At 68.8% G+C, this 26,307-nt stretch carries 28 protein-coding genes; 12 read left to right on the forward strand and 16 right to left on the reverse strand.

Annotated elements, in window-relative coordinates:
* Positions 1-3 precede the first annotated feature (3 nt).
* A complete protein-coding gene (dnaG, locus tag K6T84_RS02050) occupies positions 4-1,920 on the reverse strand; it encodes a DNA primase (RefSeq protein ID WP_224865287.1) in 1,917 nt (638 codons plus the stop codon).
* An 82-nt stretch (positions 1,921-2,002) separates the two neighbouring features.
* Between dnaG and K6T84_RS02055 the strand changes: the two genes are divergently transcribed.
* Positions 2,003-2,800, forward strand: coding sequence for a sensor domain-containing protein (locus K6T84_RS02055; protein ID WP_224865286.1), 798 nt, complete (start codon positions 2,003-2,005; stop codon positions 2,798-2,800).
* An 18-nt stretch (positions 2,801-2,818) separates the two neighbouring features.
* Here K6T84_RS02055 and K6T84_RS02060 read toward each other — a convergent pair whose 3' ends face one another.
* Positions 2,819-4,081: a deoxyguanosinetriphosphate triphosphohydrolase gene (locus K6T84_RS02060; RefSeq protein WP_225399329.1), complete on the reverse strand. Its 1,263-nt coding sequence runs from the start codon at positions 4,079-4,081 to the stop codon at positions 2,819-2,821.
* Between the two features lie 121 nt (positions 4,082-4,202).
* On the opposite strand from K6T84_RS02060, the gene K6T84_RS02065 reads away from it, so the two are divergent.
* Together K6T84_RS02065 and K6T84_RS02070 are read left to right on the forward strand one after the other, a co-directional pair.
* Positions 4,203-6,194, forward strand: a complete 1,992-nt coding sequence (locus tag K6T84_RS02065) for a TPM domain-containing protein (protein WP_225399328.1) — start codon at positions 4,203-4,205, stop codon at positions 6,192-6,194.
* A gap of 19 nt (positions 6,195-6,213) precedes the next feature.
* Positions 6,214-6,948, forward strand: coding sequence for a hypothetical protein (locus K6T84_RS02070; protein WP_225399327.1), 735 nt, complete (start codon positions 6,214-6,216; stop codon positions 6,946-6,948).
* 7 nt (positions 6,949-6,955) lie between these two features.
* Here the strand turns inward: K6T84_RS02070 and K6T84_RS02075 are convergent, their stop codons facing one another.
* On the reverse strand, positions 6,956-8,338 hold the full coding sequence (locus tag K6T84_RS02075; protein ID WP_225399326.1) for a glycine--tRNA ligase: 1,383 nt from the start codon (positions 8,336-8,338) through the stop codon (positions 6,956-6,958).
* A 161-nt stretch (positions 8,339-8,499) separates the two neighbouring features.
* On the opposite strand from K6T84_RS02075, the gene K6T84_RS02080 reads away from it, so the two are divergent.
* Both K6T84_RS02080 and K6T84_RS02085 read left to right on the forward strand, forming a co-directional pair.
* Positions 8,500-8,856 carry an ArsR/SmtB family transcription factor gene (locus tag K6T84_RS02080; RefSeq protein ID WP_225399325.1) on the forward strand — a complete coding sequence of 119 codons (357 nt, stop codon included), beginning with the start codon at positions 8,500-8,502 and terminating at the stop codon, positions 8,854-8,856.
* Positions 8,853-9,245, forward strand: a complete 393-nt coding sequence (locus K6T84_RS02085; RefSeq protein ID WP_225399324.1) for a Fur family transcriptional regulator — start codon at positions 8,853-8,855, stop codon at positions 9,243-9,245. The genes K6T84_RS02080 and K6T84_RS02085 overlap by 4 nt, the downstream gene beginning before the upstream one ends.
* 5 nt (positions 9,246-9,250) lie before the next feature.
* Here the strand turns inward: K6T84_RS02085 and K6T84_RS02090 are convergent, their stop codons facing one another.
* The 3 genes from K6T84_RS02090 to K6T84_RS02100 all read right to left on the reverse strand — a co-directional run bounded on the left by K6T84_RS02090 (position 9,251) and on the right by K6T84_RS02100 (position 11,837).
* Positions 9,251-9,649 carry a hypothetical protein gene (locus K6T84_RS02090; protein WP_225399323.1) on the reverse strand — a complete coding sequence of 133 codons (399 nt, stop codon included), beginning with the start codon at positions 9,647-9,649 and terminating at the stop codon, positions 9,251-9,253.
* Positions 9,649-10,536 (reverse strand): decaprenyl diphosphate synthase, encoded by an 888-nt coding sequence (locus tag K6T84_RS02095; protein ID WP_225399322.1) that lies wholly within the window; start codon positions 10,534-10,536, stop codon positions 9,649-9,651. Before K6T84_RS02095 ends, K6T84_RS02090 begins: the two co-directional genes overlap by 1 nt.
* A 71-nt stretch (positions 10,537-10,607) precedes the next feature.
* Positions 10,608-11,837, reverse strand: a complete 1,230-nt coding sequence (locus tag K6T84_RS02100) for a class I SAM-dependent methyltransferase (RefSeq protein ID WP_225401791.1) — start codon at positions 11,835-11,837, stop codon at positions 10,608-10,610.
* A gap of 150 nt (positions 11,838-11,987) precedes the next feature.
* On the opposite strand from K6T84_RS02100, the gene K6T84_RS02105 reads away from it, so the two are divergent.
* Positions 11,988-12,545: a hypothetical protein gene (locus K6T84_RS02105; protein ID WP_225401790.1), complete on the forward strand. Its 558-nt coding sequence runs from the start codon at positions 11,988-11,990 to the stop codon at positions 12,543-12,545.
* A 98-nt stretch (positions 12,546-12,643) separates the two neighbouring features.
* Here the strand turns inward: K6T84_RS02105 and recO are convergent, their stop codons facing one another.
* Entirely contained in the window at positions 12,644-13,429 is a 786-nt protein-coding gene (gene recO, locus K6T84_RS02110; RefSeq protein WP_224865278.1) for a DNA repair protein RecO, read from the reverse strand.
* A gap of 75 nt (positions 13,430-13,504) precedes the next feature.
* Between recO and K6T84_RS02115 the strand changes: the two genes are divergently transcribed.
* From K6T84_RS02115 to K6T84_RS02125, 3 genes are all read left to right on the forward strand, one after another.
* On the forward strand, positions 13,505-14,950 hold the full coding sequence (locus tag K6T84_RS02115) for an amidase (protein ID WP_224865277.1): 1,446 nt from the start codon (positions 13,505-13,507) through the stop codon (positions 14,948-14,950).
* Between the two features lie 124 nt (positions 14,951-15,074).
* The gene (locus K6T84_RS02120; protein ID WP_224865276.1) at positions 15,075-15,419 is read left to right on the forward strand and encodes a hemophore-related protein; all 345 of its coding nucleotides are present in this window, start codon (positions 15,075-15,077) and stop codon (positions 15,417-15,419) included.
* Between the two features lie 13 nt (positions 15,420-15,432).
* The gene (locus K6T84_RS02125; RefSeq protein ID WP_225399319.1) at positions 15,433-16,299 is read left to right on the forward strand and encodes a sulfurtransferase; all 867 of its coding nucleotides are present in this window, start codon (positions 15,433-15,435) and stop codon (positions 16,297-16,299) included.
* Here K6T84_RS02125 and K6T84_RS02130 read toward each other — a convergent pair.
* The 6 genes from K6T84_RS02130 to K6T84_RS02155 form a co-directional block, all read right to left on the reverse strand.
* Positions 16,296-17,753, reverse strand: coding sequence for a flavin-containing monooxygenase (locus K6T84_RS02130; RefSeq protein WP_225399318.1), 1,458 nt, complete (start codon positions 17,751-17,753; stop codon positions 16,296-16,298). The two genes, K6T84_RS02125 and K6T84_RS02130, sit on opposite strands and share 4 nt — an antisense overlap.
* 15 nt (positions 17,754-17,768) lie before the next feature.
* The gene (locus tag K6T84_RS02135) at positions 17,769-18,443 is read right to left on the reverse strand and encodes a DUF5642 family protein (RefSeq protein ID WP_224865273.1); all 675 of its coding nucleotides are present in this window, start codon (positions 18,441-18,443) and stop codon (positions 17,769-17,771) included.
* 78 nt (positions 18,444-18,521) lie between these two features.
* Positions 18,522-19,427, reverse strand: a complete 906-nt coding sequence (gene era / locus K6T84_RS02140) for a GTPase Era (RefSeq protein ID WP_224865272.1) — start codon at positions 19,425-19,427, stop codon at positions 18,522-18,524.
* A complete protein-coding gene (locus tag K6T84_RS02145) occupies positions 19,420-20,718 on the reverse strand; it encodes a hemolysin family protein (RefSeq protein ID WP_224865271.1) in 1,299 nt (432 codons plus the stop codon). The genes era and K6T84_RS02145 overlap by 8 nt, the downstream gene beginning before the upstream one ends.
* Positions 20,715-21,251, reverse strand: a complete 537-nt coding sequence (ybeY, locus tag K6T84_RS02150; RefSeq protein WP_224865270.1) for an rRNA maturation RNase YbeY — start codon at positions 21,249-21,251, stop codon at positions 20,715-20,717. The genes K6T84_RS02145 and ybeY overlap by 4 nt, the downstream gene beginning before the upstream one ends.
* A complete protein-coding gene (locus tag K6T84_RS02155; protein WP_224865734.1) occupies positions 21,248-22,303 on the reverse strand; it encodes a PhoH family protein in 1,056 nt (351 codons plus the stop codon). Before K6T84_RS02155 ends, ybeY begins: the two co-directional genes overlap by 4 nt.
* 131 nt (positions 22,304-22,434) lie before the next feature.
* Here K6T84_RS02155 and K6T84_RS02160 point away from each other — a divergent pair, with 131 nt between their 5' ends.
* Genes K6T84_RS02160 through K6T84_RS02170 form a run of 3 tightly spaced genes read left to right on the forward strand, consistent with a single transcriptional unit; the run spans position 22,435 to position 23,722 of the window.
* The gene (locus K6T84_RS02160) at positions 22,435-22,632 is read left to right on the forward strand and encodes an antitoxin Phd (RefSeq protein WP_224865269.1); all 198 of its coding nucleotides are present in this window, start codon (positions 22,435-22,437) and stop codon (positions 22,630-22,632) included.
* On the forward strand, positions 22,629-23,012 hold the full coding sequence (locus tag K6T84_RS02165; protein WP_224865268.1) for a type II toxin-antitoxin system death-on-curing family toxin: 384 nt from the start codon (positions 22,629-22,631) through the stop codon (positions 23,010-23,012). Before K6T84_RS02160 ends, K6T84_RS02165 begins: the two co-directional genes overlap by 4 nt.
* Positions 23,013-23,059: 47 nt before the next feature.
* On the forward strand, positions 23,060-23,722 hold the full coding sequence (locus K6T84_RS02170; RefSeq protein WP_224865267.1) for a class I SAM-dependent methyltransferase: 663 nt from the start codon (positions 23,060-23,062) through the stop codon (positions 23,720-23,722).
* Here K6T84_RS02170 and K6T84_RS02175 read toward each other — a convergent pair whose 3' ends face one another.
* Genes K6T84_RS02175 through dnaJ form a run of 3 tightly spaced genes read right to left on the reverse strand, consistent with a single transcriptional unit; the run spans position 23,723 to position 26,264 of the window.
* Positions 23,723-24,376, reverse strand: coding sequence for a helix-turn-helix domain-containing protein (locus tag K6T84_RS02175; protein WP_224865266.1), 654 nt, complete (start codon positions 24,374-24,376; stop codon positions 23,723-23,725). It lies immediately after the preceding gene.
* A 4-nt stretch (positions 24,377-24,380) separates the two neighbouring features.
* Entirely contained in the window at positions 24,381-25,118 is a 738-nt protein-coding gene (locus tag K6T84_RS02180; protein ID WP_224865265.1) for a 16S rRNA (uracil(1498)-N(3))-methyltransferase, read from the reverse strand.
* A gap of 3 nt (positions 25,119-25,121) precedes the next feature.
* Entirely contained in the window at positions 25,122-26,264 is a 1,143-nt protein-coding gene (gene dnaJ / locus K6T84_RS02185; protein WP_224865264.1) for a molecular chaperone DnaJ, read from the reverse strand.
* Between the last annotated feature and the right edge of the window lie 43 nt (positions 26,265-26,307).

Below are 26,307 nucleotides of genomic sequence, written 5' to 3' on the forward strand. Positions count from 1 at the left end.
CGATCAGACGGTCAGATCATCGCCGCTGGCCTGCTCCAGCAGACTGCGCCGATAGGTCTCCATCGCCACCAGATCGCCGAACAGCGAGTGGTATTCGTCGCTGTGCTCCACCGGTGACATGCGCTGCAGTTTGGATTTGACCTCGGCGATCTGCCGGCCTACCCACACCTCTTGCAGCCGGGCCAGCACGCCACCGATGTAGCGGGGCAGCTTGTCGTCCTCGACCCGGATGGACTCCACACTCAACTCGTTGATGAGCCCGGTGGTCAGCGCTGAGGGCGTCTGCCCGCGCACCGTCTCGATCCACTGCGCGGCGGCCCCGGTCGAGGCCGCGCCGTTGGTTCCGCCCGCAGCGTCGATCGCCGAGCGCACCGCCGCGTAACCCGGGTGGGTGAAGCTCTCCACCGTCAGGCTGTCGAACACCGGCCCGGCCAGTGCGGGGAACTGCAACGCCGCCTTGAGGGCCTCCCGCTGCGGCCACAGCGTCGGGTCGGCCGGATCGGGACGGGCCACCGCCGCCGGGGAGGACTGTTCGGCCGACGTCGCGGCGGGACGTGCCCTGGGCCGCCCACCATCGGCCGGCCCACTCTTGGCCTGCGCGCGGACCCGGCCGATCACCTGGGCGACGTCGTCCCAGCCCACCCAGCCGGCCAGCTGTCGCGCGTATTCGTCGCGCAGCGTGCCGTCTTTGATCTGCGCCACCATCGGCACGCAGCGACGCAGCGCGGCAACGCGGCCTTCGGCGGTGTCCAGGTCGATCTCGGCCAGCGCGGTGCGAACGGCGAACTCGAACAACGGAGTTCGCCGCGCCACCAGGTCCCGAAGCGCTTCGTCGCCGTGCGCAAGCCGCAGATCACACGGATCCATCCCGTCGGCGGCGACCGCGACGAAGGACTGCCCGGCCAGCTGCTGCTCACCTTCGAGTGCCTTGAGCGCGGCGGCGCGACCCGCGGCGTCTCCGTCGAACACATAGATCAATTCGCCGCGAAAGAACTTGTCGTCCATCATCAGACGGCGCAGCATCGCCAGGTGTTCGTCGCCGAAGGCCGTGCCGCACGACGCGACCGCGGTGGTCACCCCGGCCAGGTGCATGGCCATCACATCGGTGTAGCCCTCCACGACGATGGCCTGGTGCCCGCGCGCGATGTCCCGCTTGGCCAGATCGAGCCCGAACAGCACATTGGATTTCTTGTAGAGGGTGGTCTCCGGGGTGTTGACGTACTTGGCCTCCATCGGGTCGTCGTCGAACAGCCGGCGGGCGCCGAACCCGATCACCTCCCCCGCCGCGGAACGGATCGGCCACAGTAGGCGGCGGTGAAACCGGTCCATGGGACCGCGACGCCCCTCCCGGGACAGGCCCGCCGCCTCCAGCTCCTTGAACTCGAAACCCTTGCGCAGCAGGTGCTTGGTCAAGCTGTCCCAGCCCGACGGAGCGAATCCGCAGCCGAATTTCTGGGCCGCGGCCGCGTCGAAGTTGCGTTCGGTGAGGTACTTTCGCGCCGGCGCGGCCTCGGCGGTGCCCAGGGCGGCGGTGTAGAACTCGCCGGCAGCGGCGTTCGCCGCGATCAGCCGACTGCGTCCTCCGCGCTCGCGCTGGATGTTGGTGGCCGACGCCCCGGTGTAGGTGATGGTGTGGCCGACCCGATCGGCCAGCAGTTCCACCGCCTCGACGAAGCTGGCGTGCTCGATCTTCTGGATGAAGGCGTAGACGTCGCCGCCCTCACCGCAGCCGAAGCAGTGGAACATGCCATGGTTGGGCCGGACGTGAAACGACGGCGACTTCTCGTTGTGAAACGGGCACAGGCCCTTCAACGAGTCGGCCCCGGCGCGCCTGAGCTGCACGTAGTCGCCGACCACATCCTCGATGCGGACACGCTCGCGGATGGCGGCGATGTCGCGATCGGAGATACGGCCAGGCACCGGGCCAGTGTAGAGCGCACCCGCCGATCACAAGTGACCGTGATTTAAGCTCGACTGGCCAATATCGACGTCAGGAGAGCGCATGAGCGTATCCGAGCAGCCACCGGCGGTGAAATCGAAGCGCGGATGGCTCATCGCGCTGGTCGGTCTCGTCGTGCTCGTACTGGCCGCCGTGACGACGTGGGTGGTTCTGCCCAGCCGGTCGCGCGACGCCGCCGGCGTCATCACCGGCGACACCGTCCGGCAGATCCTCCTCGACGGCACCGAGCTGACAGCCATGCTCGACCAGCCCTTCACCACCGTCACCGGCCCGCCGGCCTACGGCGGCATCGAGGCGATGGACGACACCACGTCACCCGGCGAATGCGCCGGAGTCGTCGACGTCGCACAGAAGCAGCAGTATGCCTCGGCCTCGGTGCAGGGCTACGCACGCGAGACCTGGATCGACTCCCAGACGGGTAACGGCGACTACAAGCCGCTGGAGACCCGGGTGATGTTCGTCAAGGAGGCTGTCGTGGCACTGCCCAGCGCGGCCGACGCCCGGGAACTGTTCGACAAGTTCGCGCAGGAGTGGAAGCACTGCGACGGCCAGCCAGTCGACGCCGCCGACCCGGACGCCGAAGGGACGCCGCGCCTGCGCGGCACCGAGATGCACATCACCGACGTGCGGATCACCGATGACCTGCTGGCGGCGTCCATCGTGCTCGACAAGAGCCCCAAAGCCCCCGACACGCGGGCGATCGGCGTGCAGGGCAACTGCATCGTGGGCGTGCTGATCGCGTTCACCGGCGTCGAGAACGCCAGTGGCTCAGGTGACCCGCAGACCAGCAGCATGGACGTCGTGCGCGCGATGATGGCCAAGGTCGCCGAACACAGCTGAGCGGGCCGCCGCCACGTCCTAGCCCGGCTCGATGCGCTCGAGTCGTCCCTCGGTGTACGACGCGATCTGGTCGATGATCACCCGCAGCCGGGCGCCGTCGTCGCCGGCAGCGGTGAACGCCGTGGCGAATATCGGATCCAGGCTTCCCGGCGCTGTCGCGAGCAGTCGCCGCGCCACCGCGTGAACCCTTTCGCGCTGGGCGGCCTGAATGTTGCGATGCTGATCGGATGAGATGATGAACTGCACCGCAAGGGTTTTCAGCACAGCAACTTCGGCCCTGACCAGTTCGGGAACCTCGAGGTCGGCCTGATAGCGGGCCAGCGGCCCCGGTCCGGCGGCGGCATGGGTGGCGGTGATCGCCGCGGAGGCGAACCGGCCGACCAGCTCACTGGTGAGTCGCTTGAGTGCCACCGAGGCCGACAGGCCCGCCGGGAATTTGCCGTAGGCGGCCACCGCAGCGAGCACCGGCAGTTCGGTGAGCCGGCTGGCCGCCCCGGCCAGATCGTGGATCCCGTGCGGGTCACCGAGGCGGGACAACTCGGCCACCGACGCCGCGTCGCCGAGTACCCGCAGGTCGATCCGCCCGGAGACGACGCCGTCTTCGACGTCGTGCACCGAGTAGGCGACGTCGTCGGCCCAGTCCATGATCTGTGATTCCAGGCAGACCGTGGCGCTCGGCGCTGCGCGGCGCATCCATTCGGCGGCGACGCGATCATCGTCGTAGAACCCGAACTTGGTGCGGACCATGCCGTCCGCCGACCGGCGGGGCCACGGATACTTGGTGACCGCATCCAACGCCGCCCGGGTCAGATTCAGGCCCGCGCTGCGGCCGTGCGCGTCCAGAACTTTCGGCTCCAGGCCCGTCAGGATCCGGAAGTTCTGCGCATTGCCCTCGAATCCGCCACAGTCCGAGGCGATCTCGTTCAGCGCGTGCTCACCGTTGTGACCGTAGGGCGGGTGACCGATGTCGTGGGCCAGCCCGGCCAGGTCGACCAGATCCGGATCGCACCCCAACCCGATCGCCATCCCCCGGCCGATCTGCGCCACCTCCAGCGAATGGGTCAGCCGGGTGCGCGGGGTATCGCCGTCGCGGGGACCGACCACCTGGGTCTTGTCGGCCAGCCGGCGCAGCGCGGCGCTGTGCAGCACCCTGGCCCGGTCGCGAGCGAAGTCGGTCCGGTGCTGGCCGCCGGTTCCGGGCAGGCCGGCGGTTTTCGACGGCTCCGCCACGATGCGCTCGCGGTCGGCTGCGTCGTAGTTATCGTGCTCGTTGGTGGCCACTGCCGCCAGTCTATTTTGGTTACGATCGAGACCGTGACACGCCGGGTGAATCTCGCGCGGAGCCGTCGCAGGCGACGAGATTTGCGACGTTGTGTCACCCAACGCATATACATTGAGCACCATGCGATTCACCCGCCTGGCCGGCACCGTCCTGGCTGTTCTCGCCGCCGTGCTGCTGGTGGCGCCCAGCGTGTCAGCGCAGCCGGCGATGCGCCTGCCCAGCTCGATCACCGACAGCGCCGGGGTGCTGTCGCCGTCGGACCGCGACGCGGTGCAGGGTGCTATCGACAGGCTCTACGCCGAACAGCACATCCGGCTGTGGGTGGTCTTCGTCGACGTCTTCTCCGGGCAGACCGCCGACGGCTGGGGCCAGAGCACCGCGAAGCTCAGTGACCTTCGCGACAACGACGCACTGCTGGCAGTGGCCACCGCCGACCGCAGCTACGCGTTTCTGGTCTCCACCGGTATCTCCGGGCTCAGTGCCAGCAAAGTCGAAACGCTGCGGCGCAACCAGATCGAACCCGCCCTGCACCGCAACGACTGGGCCGGTGCGGCCACCGCCGCCGCCAACGGGCTGACCGCGGCAGCGGCGCCCACCCAGATCAGCTGGGCGCCGATCCTGATGGCACTGGCCGCGGTCGCGCTGGCCGGCGTGCTGGTGCTGCTGGTGGTGCGTCAGCTGCGAACCCGGCGGCGCAATGCGGCGCTGGTGGCCGCGCGCCGGCTCGATTCCACCGACCCGAACGCGTTGGCCAACGTCTCGGTGGACGTCTTGGACGCGCTGTCGCGGGAGAAGGTGGTCGTCGTCGACAACGCGATACGCACCAGCGCCAACGAGCTGGAGCTGGCGGTCGATGAGTTCGGTGAGGACCGCACCCGATCGTTCACCCAGGCGGTCGCCGCCGCCAAGGCCAGCATGGCCCACGCCTTCACCGTCCGCCAGCAGCTCGATGACGACATCCCCGAGACACCGGCCCAGCAGCGTGACCTGCTGACCGGGGTCATCGTCACCGCCTCCAGGGCCGACCGCGAGCTGGAGACGCAGCGCACGTCGTTCGAGCAGCTGCGCGACCTGGTCCTCAACGCACCGGAGCGGTTGGACGCCATGACCCAACAGCTCGTCGAGCTGACCGGACGCATCCCGGCCGCCGAGCGGCACCTGCTCGAACTGCACAACGAATTCGATGACACCGCACTGAGTTCGGTGGCCGGCAACGTCAAGACCGCGCAGGACCGGGCCGACTTCGCCGAACGCAACATCACCCGGGCCCGCGGGTTGGCCGACCATCCGGTGACCGGCGGCCAGAGCGATCTGGTGGATGCGGTGCGGGCCGCCGAGTCGGCGCTGGGCCAGGGCCGCTCACTGCTGGACGCGGTGGACACCGCCGCCCGCGACATCCGGCATGCGGTCGCCACGCTGCCCGAGGCCATCAGCGACATCGAGGCAGGCATCACGCAGGCCAACGAGCAGCTGCAGCGCGGGGTGGGTAGCCACAAGTCCGAACTGACCTCGGCCCGCGACAAAGCGACCAGGGCCGCCCATGATGCACGCGCCTCCGGAGATCCGTTGGGCGCCTTCACCACATTGATCAAGGCCGACGCCGCGCTCGACCAGTTGCTCGCCACCCTCGCCGAGGAGCGCGCCGCCGCCGAACGCCTGGCCCGCACGTGCGAACAGGCCCTGTTCACCGCGTCGTCGCGGATTCGCGCCGTGTCGGACTACATCGACACCCGCCGCGGCAGCGTCGGTCCGGAGGCCCGCACCCGCCTGGCCGAGGCCCGCCGCCAGTTGGACGCCGCGCAGGACAAACGCAGCACCGACGTCGCCGGGGCCATCACCCAAGCCAACGGGGCGGCCACACTGGCGGCAGCTGCACAGTCACTGGCCAAGGCCGACGTGCAGTCCGCGCAGCGGGCCTATTACGGGCGCTACGGCAACAGCGGCAATGACACCGGCGCCATGCTGGGCGGCATCATCATCGGCAACATCCTCAGCGGCGGCGGTATGGGCGGCGGCTTCGGCGGTGGCAGCGGCGGCGGAGGCTGGAGCCCGACCTCGTTCGGCGGCTCGTCGGGCGGCGGAGGCTTCTTCGGCGGCGGCGGCCGCTTCTAGCTCATCGGTAAACCTATTGTTGGATCTGGTCGATATCGCCGTGGTGGCGGCCTTGCTGGCGTGCGGGTACGCGCTGTGGGTCCGCCGCCACACCTGGGGTTCGCGCTGGGACACCAACCCCTCCCGCGTGCTGGTCCTCATGGCGTGCGCGGGGCTGCTCATGACCCCGTTGGGTTCGGCCCATTTCGACCCCCACGTCCACCGCGTGTGCGGATTGTGGAACGTCGGCGGCCTGCTGGCCGTGCTCTGCATGTTCGGCGCGGTGTGGGTCATGTTCGAGCACCTGGCGACGCGGTTGACCGACGCCGACCGGGCGCGGGTGCTGGGGCGTCGCCACGTCACGACGCCGCTGAAACTCGGTGTGCCGCTGGTGATCCTCGTGTTCTGCATCGCCGACCGGGGACACCCCGAATACCTGGACGTCTTCGCACCCCGCGGCGCGTGGTTCGGGGTGTACTGGGCGGTGATCGCCGCCCTGGTGCTGTATCTGTTCGGGTTCACCGGACGGGTGCTGCTGACCCTGCGCGGGGATCCGCGTTCGAAATCGTCCGCCGAGCAGTACTTGGCCTGGGCCGTTTTCAAATCCGCGGCGATCCTGGCGCAGTTGACCAGCGTGCTGGTGGGCAGTGCCGTCACGCTGCCCACCTGGATCTGCGCGGGCGTGAGCAGTAGCGCTTTCGCCTACGCGTCCGCGCGGTCCTGGCGAGCCCGGACCGACTGGTTCAGGCCCGTGACCGACGCCGCCGGGGACTGACCTCGGCTCAGCAGCCCTTGAGGCGGACGGCCAAGTAGTCCGAGACCGCGTCGATGGCCACCCGCTCCTGAGCCATCGTGTCGCGCTCGCGCACGGTGACGGCGTGGTCCTCGAGCGTGTCGAAGTCGACCGTGATGCAGAACGGCGTGCCGATCTCGTCCTGGCGCCGGTAGCGCCGGCCGACCGCCCCGGCGTCGTCGAACTCGACGTTCCACGACTGACGCAGCTCCGCGGCCAGGTCCCGGGCCTTCGGAGACAGGTCGGCGTTGCGGCTCAGCGGCAACACGGCGGCCTTGACCGGCGCCAGTCGCGGGTCAAGCCGCAGAACGGTGCGCTTGTCCACCCCGCCCTTGGCATTGGGGGCCTCGTCCTCGTGGTAGGAGTCGACCAGGAATGCCATCAGCGAGCGGGTCAGGCCGGCTGCCGGTTCGATCACGTACGGCACGTAGCGGGTGTCGGTGCCCTGGTCGTAGAACGACAGGTCCACCCCGGAATGCTCCGAGTGCGTGGACAGGTCGAAGTTGGTGCGGTTGGCGATGCCCTCCAGCTCACCCCACGGGTTTCCGGCGAAACCGAACTTGTACTCGATGTCGGTGGTGCCGTCGGAGTAGTGCGACAGCTTCTCGCGCGGGTGCTCGTAGAGGCGCAGGTTGTCCGGATTGATGCCCAGGTCGACGTACCACTGCAGGCGGGTGTCGATCCAGTACTTGTGCCACTCGGGCGCCGTGGACGGCTCGACGAAGAACTCCATCTCCATCTGCTCGAACTCACGGGTCCGGAAGATGAAGTTGCCGGGGGTGATCTCGTTGCGGAAGCTCTTGCCGATCTGGCCGATTCCGAACGGCGGCTTGCGACGCGCCGTGGTCACCACGTTGGCGAAGTTGACGAAGATGCCCTGTGCGGTCTCGGGCCGCAGGTAGTGCAGACCCTCCTCGGACTCGATCGGGCCCAGGTAGGTCTTGAGCATCATGTTGAAGTCGCGGGGCTCGGTCCACTCGCCCTTGGTACCGCAGTCCGGACAGGAGATGTCGCTCATCGGCACGTCATCGGGGTTCCCACCCTTCTTCAGTGCCACCGCCTCCTGCATGTGGTCCTGCCGGTGCCGCTTATGACAGTTAAGGCACTCCACCAGGGGGTCGTTGAACACCGCGACGTGACCGGACGCCACCCACACCTGACGCGGCAGGATGATCGCGCTGTCCAGGCCGACGACGTCGTCGCGGGACGTCACGATCGAGCGCCACCACTGCCGCTTGATGTTCTCCTTGAGCTCCACCCCGAGTGGCCCGTAATCCCACGCCGACTTTGTGCCACCGTAGATTTCGCCAGACTGGAAGACCAGGCCACGGCGCTTGGCCAGATTGGCAACGGTGTCGATGATGGACGCCACGAGGGGGTGTTCTCCTGTCTTGTCGCGAACGCGCCGACAACGCCGGCGCGCAAACCATCTGACATGGTATCGACCCGCCTGAACATCTTTGACATGCGTCATCATGCATGGAACAGTGGGGCCAGCTGAAAACGATTTCCAACTCGGCCTGAGGTGGTGAAATGACTCCCGCGGCACCCGGCCTGATGGCCGATGATCACCAACACACCGGTACCGCTTTCCCGGCGACACCACCGCGGGAGATCCTTGATGCCGCAGGCGAATTGCTGCGCGCGCTGGCCGCCCCGGTCCGCATCGCGATCGTCTTGCAACTCAAGGAGTCGCAGCGCTGCGTCCACGAACTCGTCGACGCGTTGGGGGTGCCGCAGCCGCTGGTCAGCCAGCACCTGAAGATCCTCAAGTCCGCCGGTGTCGTCACCGGGGAGCGGTCCGGCCGTGAGGTGCTCTACCGGTTGGCCGACCACCATCTGGCCCACATCGTCATCGATGCCGTGGCCCACGCCGGTGAAGACCGTTGAGCGCTCCCGGAGTGCGCTCCACCCGTCAGCGTGCGGCGATTTCGGCGCTGTTGGAGACGATCGACGACTTCCGATCCGCTCAGGAGCTCCACGACGTCCTGCGTGAGCGCGGCGAGAACATCGGGCTGACCACGGTCTACCGCACGCTGCAGGCGATGGCCACCGCCGGCCAGGTCGACACGCTGCGCGCCGACACCGGCGAATCGGTGTACCGGCGCTGCTCGGAGCATCATCACCACCACCTGGTGTGTCGCGACTGCGGCGCCACGGTCGAGGTTGGCGACCGGGAGGTCGAGGACTGGGCCGCGCGGATCGCCGCCGAACACGACTTCGCCGACGTCAGCCACACCATCGAGATCTTCGGCACCTGCGCGGACTGCCGGAAATAGCCCGGTCAGCCGATCAGCGCGTCGCGAATGTCGGCACCCTTGGCCAGCACCAGCAGGACGAACGTGCGCAACGCATCGTCGGACAACCCCGAGCCGGGAAAGTTGTAGCGCAGCAACGCATCTGCAGACTGGGCATCCTTTTCGACCAGGGTCACCGTCCCGAGCTGACTCAGCCTCCCCTGCTCGACGGCCCGCTCCCGCAGCCCCTCGTCCAGCGGCAGGTCCCAGGCCAGGACCTGGGTGAACGACACCAGCTCCAGATCCTCGGCGACCGCCACAACCCGTATCGACGCCAGCGTGCCCTCATAGCGAACGGTCAGGGCGCCGTCTTCCTCGGCGTCGGTCGACAGCACCTCGGCGAGCACCGTCGCGAGGCGATCTTCCAACCCGGTCGGCCCGGCCACTACGCCGTCCCGAACCGGCGCTGCCGCGAGGCGTACTGCTCGCAGGCCTCCCACAGGTCGCGGCGGTCGTAGTCCGGCCACAGCTTCTCCTGGAAGATGAACTCGGCGTAGGCGGCCTGCCACAACATGAAGTTCGACGAACGCTGTTCGCCGGAGGTGCGGATCAGCAGGTCGACGTCGGGCATGTCGGGCCGGTGCAGATGCCGCGCGATGGTGGCCTCACTGATCCGATTCGGGTTGAGCCTGCCCGCGACGGCTTCGGCGGCGATAGCCTGTGCGGCTTCGGCGATCTCGGTGCGCCCCCCGTAGTTGACGCAGTAGTTGATGGTGATGACGTCGTTGCCGACGGTCATGTCCTCGGCGATCTCGAATTCCTTGATGACGCTGCGCCACATCTTCGGCCGCGAGCCCACCCAGCGCATCCGCACACCCATCGCGTTGAGGTTCTCCCGGCGGCGGCGCACCACCTCCCGGTTGAACCCCATCAGGAACCGGACTTCCTCGGCGGAGCGCTTCCAGTTCTCGGTGGAGAACGCATACACCGTCAACCATTTGATGCCGAGTTCGATGGCGCCGCAGGTGATGTCGATCAGCACCGCCTCGCCCATCTTGTGCCCCTCGGTACGGCCGAGGCCGCGCTGAGTGGCCCAGCGACCGTTGCCGTCCATCACCACCGCGACGTGATTGGGCAGCGCGTCGGCAGGGATCTGCGGAGCGACGGCCTTCGAGGTGTGTTGCGGCGGACGGCACGGCCCCCCGCCCGGCGGAGACGGCAGCTGCGGAAAGACCACCGGCCAGGTGGACTTGTCCGGGAACATCGGATAGTCGTCGGGCGCCGCCGGCAACTGCGGGAAGGCAGGCTTGCGCCCGGCCCGGTTCAACACCATGAGTTCCATCCTGCCCGAACGGCTTGGCGCCGCCCGCAGCTACCGTGCATCCGCCGTGGCGGCCCGCCTGTTTACGCCGTTGACCAACCCGGGGCCAGGTCCATCGCGACGAAGTCCAGTCGCCACAGACCCTGGAAGAACCGGCGCCCGAACTTCTCCAGATCGGACGCACTGGCCCGGTTCGGACCGCCGGCCTGCGACAGACCCGCGGCGATGTCGCGGATACTGCGGCGTCCGTCGATGCTCTGAACGAACGGCAGCTGCGCCGGGTTGAGCGGCATCCGCCAGCCCGGCCGGATGATCTCGTTGCCGTTGAGCCCGCACTTGAAGCGGAACATCGGCACGTAGTCGAGGCTTTCCGGCGTGGAGAAGTCGATCTGGTAGCTGCTCTTGGGCCGGTCGCGGCGGGTCGCCATGAAGAAGTGCCGCGCGTTGAGGGTGTGAATGCGCTCCATCACCGACCAGATCTTGGCCTCGGGCAGCTTGTTGATCGCCTCGTAGAAGCTGCCGGACGGCCCGGACACATCGTGGGCGTAGTACGGCGCCTTGAGCAGCCAGCCCTGGAAGTCCAGCCCGGCGGAGTCGGCGAGGTCGATACAGCCATCGACGTCGTAGCTCTTCGCGCGACCGTGCAGGAACGTGTCCACCAGGCCCGAATCCGAAGCCAGGTCGCCGGCGATCTTCAGGTACGGCCGCACGGGGTGCTCCGGGGAGAGCATCCGGATGGCATCGCGCACCACGTGGATCGACTCGTCGCTCTGCTCGAGACCCAGCTCCTGGAAGACCCCCTCGAGGATCTCGATCCCGAGCCGCCCGTAGCGGGCGTACAGCATGATCGCGGCGACGCCGTCGGGCCGCAGCTGGTCGGCTACCGCCTTCATGCCCACCTTCGGGTCGGCCATGTGGTGCAGCACACCGGTCGAGACCACCAGGTCGAAGTCGAGGCCCAGGGTGGACAACTCCTCGATCGGCAGCTGGTGCAGCTCGAGGTTCCACAGACCGTGCTTGTCCTTGAGGTACTGCTGATGGCCCAGGGACGCCTGGCTGATGTCGACGGCCACCACCTTGGACTGGGGGTTGTTGTAGGCGAAGACGGCAGCCTGGTTGGTGCCGCAGCCCGCGATGAGGATGTCCAGTTCCGCCCGGTACGGCTTGTCCGGCCACAGCACCTTGTGCGCGTGGCTCGGGTCGAACCATTCCCAGTTCCCGGCCGACCACGCCTGCAGGTCGTGGATGGGCGGCGGGTAGGTCCACCGCTCGTACTGCCGCGAAACAACGTCAGCGCGTGGGTTATCAGTCACTTCTTTGTGGCTCCTTTATTACATTGCCCCCGAGTGATCGGGTCAGACTTTAGTGGGGAGTATTCGGCCGATGCGGCGCGGCTCACACTCCGAGCGCCGCGACGGGTGTGTGAAACGCCTCCGTGGGCCGTCTCAGCTGGGCTGACCGGGGTGTCCGGGTTTCCCGGGCTCGCCGGGTTTCCCGGGCTGCCCCGGTGTTCCGCCGGGCCCGGCCGCGCCGCCGGCGCCGCCGGCACCACCCATACCGGGCTGACCGCCGGCACCACCTGCGCCGCCCGCACCGCCGGCGCCACCGTGGCCGCCTTGACCGCCTTCGCCGCCCCTGCCGCCGGCACCGCCCTGGCCACCCTTGCCGCCTTGACCACCGTGGCCGCCTTGACCACCCTTGCCACCCTTGCCACCCTTGCCGCCCTGACCGCCGAGGCCGCCCTCACCGGCGGCACCCGGGGCGCCGTCGGCACCATCAGCACCGTCGGCACCATCAGCACCATCAGCACCGGGGGCGTGAACCTGCAGGGGGACGGTGATCCCGAATCCAGGGCCGGCTTCGGCGCGCGCCTGAGCCGGCGGCAGCACCGCCGGAATCATTCCCGCGACCAGCAGCGCACCCGCCGCCGCACCGAAACCGTTCACGTAGCGCGGCGCAGCGTCATACGCCCTGCGCCCCCACCCGGTGTCATGAATCATTCGGCCTGCCTTCCGGATTGAGCCCTCGGATCGTGAAGTCGCACCAGCCTACCGCCGAGCCCGGACCAGTCCGCCGAAACCGGCCCAATCGCCCGGCTCGGCACTCGCGGCCGGCACCCTCAGACCGCGTCCGCTTCTGGGTCCGCCCCGGCGTCGATGTTCTGGCTCGCCCGCTGGACCCGTTCCACCAGCGGCAACGTCCGCAGCCGCCGCTCCAGATGCCACTGCAGATGCGCGGCCACCAGTCCGCTGGCGTGGCTGCGGTGCGCCGCCGTGGCGATCTCCGCACCCTCCCAGTCCCCGTCATGCAGCGCCGACATCAGCTCCAGCACACCCACCGGCGGGGTGGTCGCCCCGGCCGGGCGGCAATGCGCGCAGACGCTGCCGCCGGCGGCGACATGAAACGCCCGGTGCGGGCCGGGGGTGGCACAGCGGGCGCACTCGGTCAACGCCGGCGCCCAGCCCGCCACCGACATGGCGCGCAGAAGATAGGCGTCCAACACCAGCTCACGCGGGCGGCTGCCGTCGGCTACCGCCCGCAGTGCACCGACGGTGAGCCGGTGCAGCGCCGTCGCCGGGGCGCGCTCGGCACCGGCCAGGCGCTCGGCGGTCTCCAGCATCACGCAGGCGCAGGTGTAGCGGCCGTAGTCGCTGACGATGTCACCGGCGAACGAGTCCACCGACACCACCTGGGTGACGATGTCGAGGTTGCGCCCCGGATGCAGCTGCACGTCGATGTGCGCGAACGGTTCCAGTCGGGCGCCGAACTTACTGCGGGTACGACGCACGCCCTTGGCCACCGCGCGAACCAGCCCGTGGTCGCGGGTGAGCAAAGTGACGATCCGGTCGGCCTCGCCGAGCTTGTGCTGGCGCAGCACCACCGCCCGGTCCCGGTACAGCCGCATCGCACCAGTTTCGCACTGCACCGGACGCGTTGCGAGGACGGCGACCGGCGTGGCACGCCGATAGTCTCATCACCGATGACCTATCCGCCCGCGCCGTCCGGCGCCCGTTTCCCCACCGTCACCGAGCAGCTCTACCAACTGGCCAGCGGCGCGGTGACCTCGGTCGAGCTGGTCCGCCGTTCGTTGCACGCCATCGACGCCAGCCAGTCCACACTCAACGCCTTCCGGGTGGTGTTCACCGAGTCCGCGCTGGCCCAAGCTACCGAAGCCGACCGGCGCCGGGCGGCCGGCGGGCGGGCGCCGCTGTTGGGCATCCCGATCGCGGTCAAGGACGACACCGACATCGCGGGTGTCCCCACCTCGTTCGGCACCTCCGGCTACGTCGAGCCGGCCGGCGACGACGCCGAGATGGTCCGGCGCCTGCGAGCCGCCGGCGCGGTGATCGTCGGCAAGACCAACACCTGCGAGCTGGGTCAATGGCCGTTCACCAGCGGTCCGGGCTTCGGCCATACCCGCAATCCCTGGTCGCGCCGGCACACCCCGGGCGGGTCCTCGGGCGGCAGCGCCGCGGCCGTTGCGGCGGGCCTGGTCGCCGCGGCGATCGGCTCGGACGGCGCCGGCAGCGTGCGCATCCCCGCCGCATGGACCCACCTGGTCGGCATCAAACCGCAGCGGGGCCGGATCTCCACCTGGCCGCTGCCGGAGGCGTTCAACGGGATCACGGTCAACGGCGTACTGGCCCGTACCGTCGAGGACGCCGCGCTGGTGCTGGATGCGGCGTCGGGCAACGTCGAGGGCGATCGCCACCAGCCACCGCCGGTGACCGTCTCCGACTACGTGCGCACCGCCCCCGGGCCGCTGCGGATCGCGATCTCCACCCGGTTCCCCTTCACGGGGTTCCCGGCGCGCCTGCATCCGGAGATCAGGGCCGCGCTGGAACATGTCGCCGCCCAGCTGCGCCTGCTCGGGCACAGCGTGGTGCCTGGAAATCCGGACTACGGCCTACGGCTGTCCTGGAACTTTCTCGCCCGCTCGACCGCCGGGGTGTTCAACGCCGGCGGGCGTTACGACCCGGCCGACCTGGACCCTCGGACGCTGTCGAACATGCGTACCGGCCGGCTGCTGTCCCAGGCGATCCTGCGCCAGGCCCGCGCCCACGAGATCAAAGACAGGCGCCGGGTGGGCTCCATCTTCCGGATCGTCGACGTGGTTCTGGCGCCCACCACCGCCCAGCCCCCACCGCTGGTGAACAAGTTCGACGATCTGAGCACCACCGAAACCGATCGGGCCATGATCGCCGCCTGCCCGGTGACCTGGCCGTGGAACCTGCTGGGCTGGCCGTCGGTCAACGTGCCGGCCGGATTCACCGCCGACGGGCTGCCGATCGGGGTGCAGCTGATGGGGCCCGCACACAGCGACGGCCGGCTGGTTTCGCTGGCCGCCGAACTGGAGGGCATCAGCGGCTGGGCCGCCAAGCAACCCACGCCGTGGTGGCGCACCCAGCCCGACCGGCGCCCGTAGAGTCGGCGGAAAACCCCCTGCGACTTGGCCTTCTGCGCGGTCTGCGACTGTCCGCTAAGCTGACACGGTCGTACCGGACTGCGTAATCCGCGTAGCGTTCACCATGCGAAAGGCGTTTTCGAAAATGGCCACTCTGTCGTTGACCAAGCTTGCTGTCGCGGCTGGCAGTCTGGCGCTGTCGCTGCCGCTGTCCATGGGAGCCGGATTGGCGTCCGCTAGCCCCGACCTCACGCCGTTCGTCAACACCACGTGCAACTACGGACAGGTCAACCGGGCACTGCACGCCGAGAACCCGGCCGCGGCCGGTGAGTTCGACGCCGCGCCGAACGTGCAGGGCATGCTGCAGATGTTCCTGAACGCGCCCCCCGCCAAGCGGCAGCAGCTGGCGACCATGATCTCGGGCATGCCCGAGGCGCAGCAGTACATCGGCACGATCACCTCGGTCGCCGGTTCCTGCAACAACTACTGAACTGAACCGCCCGGTGGGCCCCCGCAGCAAGGTTCTGATCTCTGCTGGGGAGCTCACTGAGCTGTTGCGAGCCGGTGATCCGGTCAGCATCTTGGATATCCGTTGGAGCCTGGAGGTGCCCGACGGGCATCCGGCCTATCTGCGCGGCCACATCCCGGGGGCGGTCTACGTCTCGCTTGAGGACGAGCTGTCCGATCATTCGGTCACCGGGCGTGGTCGGCATCCGCTGCCGACCGGCCGCAATTTCGAAGCCGCCGCCCGCCGCTGGGGTGTGCGGCGCAACCGGCCGGTGGTTGTCTACGACGACTGGAACCGGGCGGGCTCCGGACGGTTGTGGTGGCTTCTGACCGCCTCGGGTCTGACCGACGTCCGGATTCTCGACGGGGGCCTTCAGGCCTGGATATCCGCCGGTGGCGAGTTGGAGCCCCGCGAGCGCACCCCGCAACCCGGCACCTTCACCGTGCTGCCCGAAGACTTCTCCGACGGTGTGCGGTCGACCCTGACCGCCGACGAGGCCGGCGACGGCGCCGAGGCCGGCACCTGGGCGCTGCTGGACGCCCGCGCACCCGCGCGGTTCCGCGGCGAAGAAGAACCCCTCGACAAAGTCGCCGGGCACATCCCGGGCGCCGTCAATCTGCCGTTCACCGCGGTGCTGGCCGACGACGGCACATTCCTGCCCGACGACGCCATCGCGCGACTTCTCGCCGAACGCGGCATCGGCTCCGGCGACAGCGTCGGGGCCTACTGCGGCTCGGGGGTCAGCGCGACAGTGCTGGTAGCGGCACTTGCTGCGACCGGCCGTGATGCCGCGCTGTTCCCGGGCTCCTGGTCGCAGTGGAGTTCGGACCCGTCCCGGCCGGTGGCCAGGGGCGACCACTAAGTCAGGTGGAAGTCCGCCGGATCCGGGCTGCTCAGCATCTGGTTCATGGTGGTGCGGTCGAACGGCCACAGATCGATGTTCCCGTCCTCGGTCAGATACCAGGAATTGCAGCCGGTGTTCCACACCGTCGGGCCCATCGCGGTGGCGACGTCGTCATTGAAGCGGGTGGTGGCCTGCTCGGTGACCTCCACGGTGGTCAACTCCCCCGCCCGGAACTTCTCCAGCCACTGCGCGATGTAACCGGCGGTCAGCTCCGAGGTGTACTGCAGCGAGATCGATCCGGTGGGTGAGTTCGGCCCGAGCACGGTGAACAGGTTCGGGAACCCCGGGATCGCGGTCATCCGGTAGGCGCGCGGCCCCTTGGCCCAGGCGTCGTCGATGTCGATGCGGTCGCGACCGATCAGCCGCATGGGCCGCATGTAGTTGTGCGCCGCAAACCCGGTCGCCAGCACGATGATGTCGGCGTCCCGGTGGGTGCCGTCGGCGGTGCGGATCCCGCCAGCGGTGACTTCGGCGATGCGAGCGGTCACCAGCTCGGCGTTGCCGGAGCCGATCGCCCGGTAGTAGCTTCCCGAGACCACCTGACGCTTGCACAGCGGCTGGTAATCAGGTTCGAGTTTGGCCCGTAATTCTTTGTCGCGCACCTGAATTCGCAGACACAACCGCGCGTATTCCTGCACCGCCCGGCGCCGCCAGGACGGCCGGGTGGTGACGTCGGTGAGCAGCGCCGAGCCACCGAATGCCATCATCCGGTACAGCGCACGATGCAGCGCCGGGAACCGTGCCAGGACCGCCGCGATGCCGGGAAGCTGCCGGATCGACATCGGCGCCCACAAGATCCACTGCGCCGAACGGACGTAGTGGTCGATCGAGGAGGCGTCGGGCTGCAGCGCCGAAACCACCTGCACTCCGGTCGAACCGGTGCCGATCACCGCGATACGTTTTCCGGTGGTGTCGAGGTCATCGTCCCAGCGAGCGGTGTGCACCACCGGCCCGGCGAAATCGGCCAGACCCGGGATGTCGGGGGTGAACGGGTGATGCAGCACGCCGGTCGCGCAGATCACGAAGTCGGCGATCAGCGTCTCTCCGGCGGCCGTGGTCAGGCTCCAGTGCCCGGTCTCGTCCCACACCAGGTCGGTGACCTCGGTGTCGAGCCGGATCAGCGGTGCCAGACCGAGCTGGTCGACGACGTCGCGGTGGTAGCGCGCAATGGTGGTTCCGGTGGCCCAGGTGTGCTGCCAGTCGGGCTTGGGGGCAAAACCGAACTGGTAGATCTGCGACGGCACGTCGCAGCGCAGCCCCGGGTAGTGGTTCCAGTACCAGACGCCGCCGACGTCGGAGCCCTTCTCCAGGACGGTGACGTCGGTGAATCCCCGCTCCCGCAGGACGTAGGCGGTGGTGATGCCGGCGACGCCGGCGCCGATCACGATGACGCGGGGCTCACGTCCGCTCATGCCTGGGGGTCAGCGTCAGCTGCGCAGCGCTGCGACCGCATCGACAAGCAGCTGGCGGGCCCGGTCGGCGTCGACCATCGCCGGCGGCTGACCGCGCACCGGCGCAGGCGTCGCGGTGACCTGCACCATCGCGTCGCCGAGGTAGGCGGTGAAGGTGTAGGACTCGCGGGACTGCTGCTGCCCTTCCTTGTCGGTGATCTCGATCTCCGAGTGCGAACCCGATGTCTGCGCCTTGTCGATGGCAGGGGCGTCGACCGCGTCGAGGTAGCCGGTGAGCTTGCCGGCCTCGAACGACACGTGCTTGCACTTCTCGGCGAGCGCGGAGTCGTAGGGAATGTCCGAGTCGGCCTGCATGGCGATCGCGACGAGCTGGTTACCGGCGCCGTTGACCGACAGCATCGACATCTTGCCCCGGATGCCCTTGGGTGGCCGGCCGCTGCTGGACGCGTAGTCGGCGCAGTCCGACGGCTCGAAGGTCACGCCGGGCGGCATCTTCTGCGGCCCGAGGATCTTGGGGTCGATGTCCTTGGGACCTTGGTGCTGGGTCTTGAAGTCCGAACCGAACGTCGACTCGACGTTGAACAGCTTGGTGGTGTCGAAGGGCTTATGGCTCCCTCCGCAACCCGTCAGTGCTTGCGCACACAGGACCAGGCCAACAGAGGAGACGAGCAACGACTTGCGTACCGGCACCCAAGGAATGTACCCAATGCCGCGCTGCGGAGCGGGCGCACGTCCCAGGTGGGTGGTCGGCGTGTCCGTCGGGAGTGCTCAGAAGCCGAGGCGACCGAGCTGTTTCGGGTCACGCTGCCAATTCTTGGCGACCTTGACCCGCAGGTCGAGAAAGACTTTGGTGCCCAGAAGCTTCTCGATCTGGGTGCGCGCGGCGGTGCCCACCTCGCGCAGCCTGGCGCCGCCCCGGCCGATCACGATCCCCTTCTGACTGTCGCGTTCGACGTAGAGCAGCGCGTACACCTTGATCAGGTCGTCCTTGCCGTCCTGGCCCTCACGCCTTTCGATGTCGTCGATCACCACCGCCAGCGAGTGCGGCAGTTCGTCTCGCACCCCTTCCAGCGCGGCCTCCCGGATGAACTCGGCCATCAATGTCTCTTCCGGCTCGTCGGTCAGCTCGCCGTCGGGGTAGAAGGCCGGCCCCACCGGCAGCGCCGCGGCCAGCACGCCGATCAGCACATCGACCTGTTCACCGCTGACGGCCGACACCGGCACGATCTCGGCCTCCGGTGCCAGCTCCCCGACGGCCACCAGCTGCGCGGCGACCCGATCGCGCGAGGTCTTGTCGATCTTGGTGACGACGACCACCAGCGTGGTCTTGGGGGCGACCTCCCGGATCTGTTCGATGATCCAGCGGTCCCCCGGGCCGATCGCCTCATCAGCCGGGATACACAGCCCGATGACGTCGACCTGGGAGTAGGTGTCGCGGACCAGGTCGTTGAGCCGCTTGCCCAGCAGGGTGCGCGGACGGTGCAGCCCGGGAGTGTCGACCAGGATGATCTGGAAGTCATCACGGTGCACGATGCCGCGGATGGTGTGCCGGGTGGTCTGCGGCCGGTTGGAGGTGATCGCCACCTTCTGCCCCACCAGCGCGTTGGTCAATGTGGACTTGCCGGTGTTGGGGCGTCCGACGAAACACACGAAGCCGGAATGGAATTCAGTCATCTGCTGCCTCCTCGCCGTCGGGCTCCGCGGCCGGAGTGATCAGTACGGTGGCGATCCGCACCCGCCCCCGGCCGTCACGGTTGCCTTCGGCCTGCAGCCGCAGCCCGTGTGAGGTTACCTCGGAGCCGGGCAGCGCAACCCGGCCGAGCTCCAGCGCCAGCAGACCGCCCACGGTCTCGACGTCCAGATCCGGGTCGAACTCCACGCCGCACAACTCACCGACGTCCTCGATGGGCAGCCGCGCGGAAACCCGAAACCTGTTGTCGCCCAAATCCTGCACCGGGGCGACTTCACCCTGGTCGTACTCGTCGGCGATCTCCCCGACGATCTCCTCCAACACATCCTCGATGGTCACCAGGCCGGCTATCGCGCCGTACTCGTCGACCAGCAGGGCCATGTGGTAGCGGCTGCGCTGCATGTCGTGCAGCAGGGCGTCGAGCGCCTTGGAGTCCGGCATGAACACCGCCGGTCGCATCACCTGCGCCACGGTGGTGTCGCGTCCGCCGTTCGTCGAGTAATAGGTCTGCTGGACAAGGTCTTTGAGATAAACCACGCCGAGAATGTCATCGACGTTCTCGCCGACCACCGGGATGCGGGAGTGGCCGCTGCGCACCGCCAACGAGGTGGCCTGGCCGGCGGACTTGTCGTGCTCGATCCAGACCATCTCGGTGCGCGGCACCATCACCTCGCGGGCGGGGGTGTCGGCCAGCTCGAACACCGACTGGATCATCCGGCGCTCATCGGCGGCCACCACCCCGCGCTGCTGTGCCAGGTCGACGACCTCACGTAACTCGATTTCGGAGGCGAACGGCCCGTTGCGGAAGCCGCGCCCCGGGGTCAGCGCGTTGCCCAGCACCACCAGCACCCGGCTGATCGGTGTGAGCAGCACCGAAATGACTTGCAGCGGAAGCGCTGTCGCCAAGGCGATCGAGTAGGCGTTCTGGCGGCCCAGGGTTCGTGGGCCCACGCCGATCACCACGAAGCTCACCACCACCATGACCGCGGCGGCACCGAACAGCCCCCAGTCGAGGCCGAGCACCGCGTGCAGGAGGAACACCAGCAGTGCGGTGGCGGTGATCTCGCAGGTGATGCGCAGCAGCACCACCAGGTTGATGTATTGCGGTCGCTCGGTCAGCAGTTTGTTCAGCCACACCGCGCCGGGACGTTTGGCCCGCACCAACTCCTCGACCCGCGCCGGCGAGACGGTGGTGACCGCCGCATCGATCGCCGCGAACAGCCCGCCCAGGCCGATCAGCGCGATCACGCCGAGTAACAGCGGTGTGCTGCTCACAGTTCGTCGAAGTACCTGGACTTGTCCAGCAACCGGCGGTCCTTCTCGCTCTGGGTCTGCACCCGGTAGGTCTCCACCTGGTCGGCCACCCACTCCTCCAGCAGCCGGCGCTGCAGCGCGAACATCTCTTTTTCCTCGTCCGGCTCGGCGTGGTCGTAGCCCAGCAGGTGCAGGACGCCGTGGACGGTGAGCAGTGCCAGCTCCTGGCCGAGCGAATGCCCGGACGCGGCAGCCTGCTCGGCGGCGAACTCCGGGCACAGCGCGATGTCGCCGAGCATCGACGGGCCGGGCTCGGGGGCGTCCGGGCGGCCGCCGGGCTCCAGCTCGTCCATCGGGAAGCTCATCACGTCGGTGGGCCCGGGCAGGTCCATCCAGCGCATGTGCAGGTCGGCCATCGCGGCGGTGTCCAGCAACACCATCGACAGCTCCGCACCCGGATTGACGTCCATCTTCGCCAGCACGAACTTGGCGACGCTGACCAGCTCGACCTCGGAGACGTCCAGGCCGGACTCGTTGGAGACCTCGATGCTCATCGGCGCGACCTGCCTTGTGATGCGCGCCGCGACGCCCGGTTCATCTCCAGCCCGGGCCCGGTGCGCTGCGCCTCGTGGCGGGAATAGGCGTCGACGATGTCGGAGACCAGCCGGTGTCGGACCACGTCCACGCTGGTCAGCTCCGCGACGCAGATGTCGTCTATCTCGTCGAGGATGTCCACCGCGGCCCGCAGGCCCGACTTCGCCCCGCCCGGCAGGTCGATCTGGGTGACGTCGCCGGTGACGACCATCTTGGAGCCGAACCCCAGCCGGGTCAGGAACATCTTCATCTGCTCGGCGGTGGTGTTCTGCGCCTCGTCGAGAATGATGAACGCGCTGTTGAGGGAGCGGCCGCGCATGTACGCCAGCGGCGCCACCTCGATCACCCCGGAGCTCATCAGCTTGGGAATCAGCTCGGCGTCCATCATGTCGTGCAGTGCGTCGTAGAGCGGACGCAGATACGGGTCGATCTTCTCGCTCAGCGTGCCGGGCAGAAAGCCAAGGCTCTCACCGGCTTCCACCGCCGGCCGGGTCAGGATGATGCGGGTCACCTGTTTGGACTGCAGCGCGCTGACCGCCTTGGCCATGGCCAGGTAGGTCTTGCCCGTGCCGGCCGGACCGATGCCGAACACGATGGTGTTGGCGTCGATCGCATCCACATAGCGCTTCTGGTTGAGCGTCTTGGGCCGGATCGTCTTGCCGCGCCGGGACAGGATGTCGAGGCTGAGTACTTCGGCCGGCGACTCGTTGCCGGTTCCCACCAGCATGCCGACGCTGTGCCGCACGGTCTCAGGCGTCAGGGACTGACCACCGGCAACGATCGCCACCAACTCGGAGATCACCCGCTCGGCCAGCGCCACATCGGCCGGTTCCCCGGAGAAGGTGATCGCATTGCCGCGTACGTGCAGGTCGGCGGTCAGGAGGCGCTCAAGCGCGCGCAGGTTCTCGTCGGCGGAACCCAGCAGACCCATGACGAGGTCGGGCGGAACATCGATGCTGCTGCGAACCTGGGAGGCGGCGCTGGTATCGCGGGACGTCACGTGGCTTCCGATGCCTGCTTCCTGGGGGCCTGTACAGCAATAAGACGGACGCCTCAGTCTACCGTCGGCCTCCGTCAGCTCCCAGCGGTTCGCCCCGGACCAATCGGTACCAAATTCAGTGCCAGGAGCGGTACCATGGTCGAGTGCCGTCTCTGAACATCACCTTCACCGAGGACGAGCTGGCCGCGGTCCGCGCCGCCGCAGGCGACGAGAACGTCTCGCTGCGCGCGTTTGCCCATCGCGCGGTTGTCACCGCAGCCAGCGAACATCGCCGTCGAGTCACCGAGGCGGCTGCACTGGTGGCACAACGCTCCGCCGAATTGAATCGTCGCCTGGCTTGACCGAGTTCCTGGACCGCGACGACGTACTCACCGCCGGCGCGTTCGCCGTGGGTCAGCCGTGTGAAGTCGGTGACTACGGTCTGCTGGATTCCGCCGTCGCGAGGCCCCGGGCGACGGTATTCGGCGTGGACGCCTACCCCGACCTGTACACGAAGGCGGCGGGATTGTTGCAGTCACTGGCCCGCAACCATGCCATGGTGGACGGGAACAAGCGCACCGCATGGGCGTCGGCGTGGACCTTCCTGCACATCAACGGCGTTGAGCTCTCGCCTGAATTCGACGTCGATGCGGCCGAGGTGTTCATAAACGATGTCGCCCAACACGGCGAGCTCTCGGTCGAGGACATCGCCGCCATGCTGGCGTCGTTCGCGACCGGGTGAGCGGTTTGTTCAAGACGGCACGGTGCCGCCCGGGCGAGACTGGCGGTATGAGCGATGAGACCTTCACCCCCGCCCTGGGCCGGCTGGCGCCGACCCGCCTGCTCGGCGCCGGCTTCTTCGACACCGTCGTGGCGATGACGCGCGAGCGGTTGTGGCGGGGACTGACCGTCATGCACCTGGCTCCGCGCCCCGGCGATGCGATCCTCGACGTGGGTTGCGGCACCGGATCTTTGGCGCTGCTGGTTGCGCGTGTCGAGCCGCAGGCCACGGTTACCGGCCTGGACCCCGATCCGAAGATCCTGGCGGTGGCACGCGGCAAAGATGCCGACGCCCGAGTCCGCTGGCTGACCGGGATGGGCGATGCGCTGGTGGATTCGGTGGGCGCGGAGTCGATGGACGCCGTGACATCGAGCCTGGTGCTGCATCAGTGCCCGATGGGCGTCAAACGCGCCATCCTGGCATCGATGTTCGCGGTGCTGCGCCCGGGAGGCCGGCTGGTGATCGCCGATTTCGGGTTGCAGCGGACGCCGTTGATGCGCTTGGCGTTTCGGTTCGTCCAGTTCGCCGACGGCAAGACCGATACCCAACCCAACGCCGACGGTGTGCTCCCGGAACTGATTTCGGCTGCCGGCTTCGTCGATGTTCGCGAGGCCGAAGTGATCGCCACCGTCAACGGAACCATCTCGATCTATACCGCCCGAAAACGGTGATCACCCGAGGGTGTGGCGCACTACCGCCGGGGTCAGGCCCATCATCTCGCGCATCTGCCGGGTGAAGTGAGCCTGATCGGAGAACCCGGCCGTCACCGCGGCCTCGGCCATCGGCACACCGGACTGCAACGCCTCGACGGCCCGGCGCAGCCGCGCCCAGATCCGCCACCGGGTCAGCGGCATACCCAATTCCCGGCGCGCCAGCGCCCGCAGGCGCTGTGGCGAAATACCCAGTGTGGCAGCAAGATCCGATATGGCGACATCGCGGCCGGCCAGCATGGCCAGTGCCGTCACCAGGCGAGGATCAAGCTCTTGTGACGTTCCCCGGCATGCTGTTGCGACGTCGTCCCGGCGCAGTCCGACCAGTTCGGGGGCGAGCGCTATCCCGGGGGCGTACCGCTCCCGTAATCCGTCGGCGAACCGGCAGTGCGGCTCGATGTAGTAGGTGATCAGATCGGCTGCGGCCTGGATGCGATGGGCCGTCATCGGCGAGATCACCAGCGCGGCACCGCGATAACTGATTCCGGGCCGGTCGACCATGGTGACCTCGCCGCGCCCGGCGACCACAATCTGGTAGGCACCGTGGCGGTGGATCGGTCCGCCGCCCACCGGCCCGCGGTAGACCGCGTAGCCGTCGCTGATGGTCAGCTCCACCGCCTCAGCCCCAGCGCGGCGTCAGCACCCCGAGTGCCCCCAGCGCGACCGCCGCCGCCGTCGAGGTACGCAGCACGGTCGGGCCCAGCCGGGCGGCGACGGCGCCGGCATCGGTGAGCGCCGTCAACTCCGCCTGCGTGATGCCACCCTCCGGGCCCACCACCAGGGCCACCGCCCGGGCGGCGGACATGTCGGGCAGCCCGGCGCCGGCCGCGTCGTGCAGCACCAGCACCGTCGCGCCCGCGGAAACCTGCGAGCGAACCCACGCCACCAGCTCGGGGGTGCCCAGCACGCCGTCCACCGGCGGCACCCAGGCCCGGCGGGACTGCCCGGCGGCCGCCCGGGCCACCGCGGCCCACCGGCGCAGTCCCTTGTCGGCCCGCGGGCCGTCCCAGCGGGCCACACACCGCTCTGCCTGCCAGGCGATAAAGGCATCGGCGCCGGCCTCGGTGGCCAGCTCGATCGCCAGCTCGGAGCGTTCGGATTTGGGCAGGGCCTGCACCACCGTGACCGGCGGGGCGGGCGGGGCGACCTCGCGGCGTTCCACGACCCGGGCGCGCAGCCCGTCGCGGCCGGCCTCCTCAACCTGGCAGTCAGCCAACACCCCGGCACCATCCCCCAATGTCAGATGCTCACCGGGCCGGATCCGGCGCACCGTGGCGGCGTGGAATCCGGCATCACCCTCGACGACGGCCACCCCACCCACTTCGGGCAGTGCCCCGACGTAGAACAGGCCGGCCAAGGCTCAGCGGCCGGTGAAGGTCTCGCGCAGTCGGCTGAACAGCCCGCCGCCGTGCGGGGCGTGAGCGGAGCGGACCTGCGCGACCTCACGATCGCGGTGCTCCTTGAACTTGCGCAGCAGCTCGGTGTCGTGGTGGTCGAGACGATCGGGCACCACGACCTCGATGTGGGCGTGCAGGTCGCCACGCGCCCCGGACCGCAACGCCGGCATTCCGTGGCCGCGCAGCACGATGACCGCGCCCGGCTGAGTGCCGGCGGGCACGGTGATGTCGGTGGCGCCGTCCAGGATCGCCTCCACGGACACCGTGGTGCCCAGGGCGGCGTCGACCATAGGCACCGAGACATGGCAGTGCAGGTCGTCGCCGTCGCGGGCAAAGAGCTCGTGGGTCTGCTCGTGCACCTCGACGTAGAGATCACCGGCCGGCCCGCCGCCGGGGCCCACCTCACCCTGGGCGGAGAGTCGGACCCGCATCCCGTCGCCGACGCCGGCGGGGATCTTCACCGCGATCTCGCGGCGCGCCCGTACCCGGCCGTCGCCCGCGCACTGGTGGCACGGATCCGGGATGACCTCGCCGACGCCGCGGCAGGTCGGGCAGGGACGTGACGTCATCACCTGGCCGAGCAGCGAGCGTTGCACGCTCTGTACCTCGCCGCGGCCGTGGCACGTGTCGCAGGCGGCGGGCCGGGAGTCGCCGTTGGTGCCGCGTCCCTGGCAGCGATCACAGAGCACCGCGGTGTCGACGGTGACGTGCTTGGTGACACCGGTGGCGCACTCGGTGAGGTCCAGGCGCATCCGCAGCAGCGAGTCCGAACCCGGCCGGACCCGGCCGATCGGGCCGCGGGAGGTCGCGCCGCCGCCGAAGAACGCCTCGAAGACGTCCCCGAGACCCCCAAATCCGCCGAATCCGTTCCCGGCTCCCATGCCGCCGCTCTCCAGCGGGTCACCGCCGAGGTCGACGATGCGGCGCTTCTCCGGGTCGGAGAGCACTTCATAGGCGGCGCTGATCTCCTTGAACTTCGCCTGCGCGGCCTCGTCGGGGTTGACGTCGGGGTGGTATTTGCGCGCCAGCTTGCGGTAAGCGCGTTTGAGTTCGGCGTCGCCGACGCCCTTATCGACGCCCAGCAGCCCGTAATAGTCGCGTGCCACGCCTGACCTTCCCCACTTCTGGTCTGAAAACTCTGGTGGCCGC

This window comes from Mycobacterium zoologicum, from assembly GCF_020181635.2.
Lineage (GTDB): Bacteria > Actinomycetota > Actinomycetes > Mycobacteriales > Mycobacteriaceae > Mycobacterium > Mycobacterium zoologicum.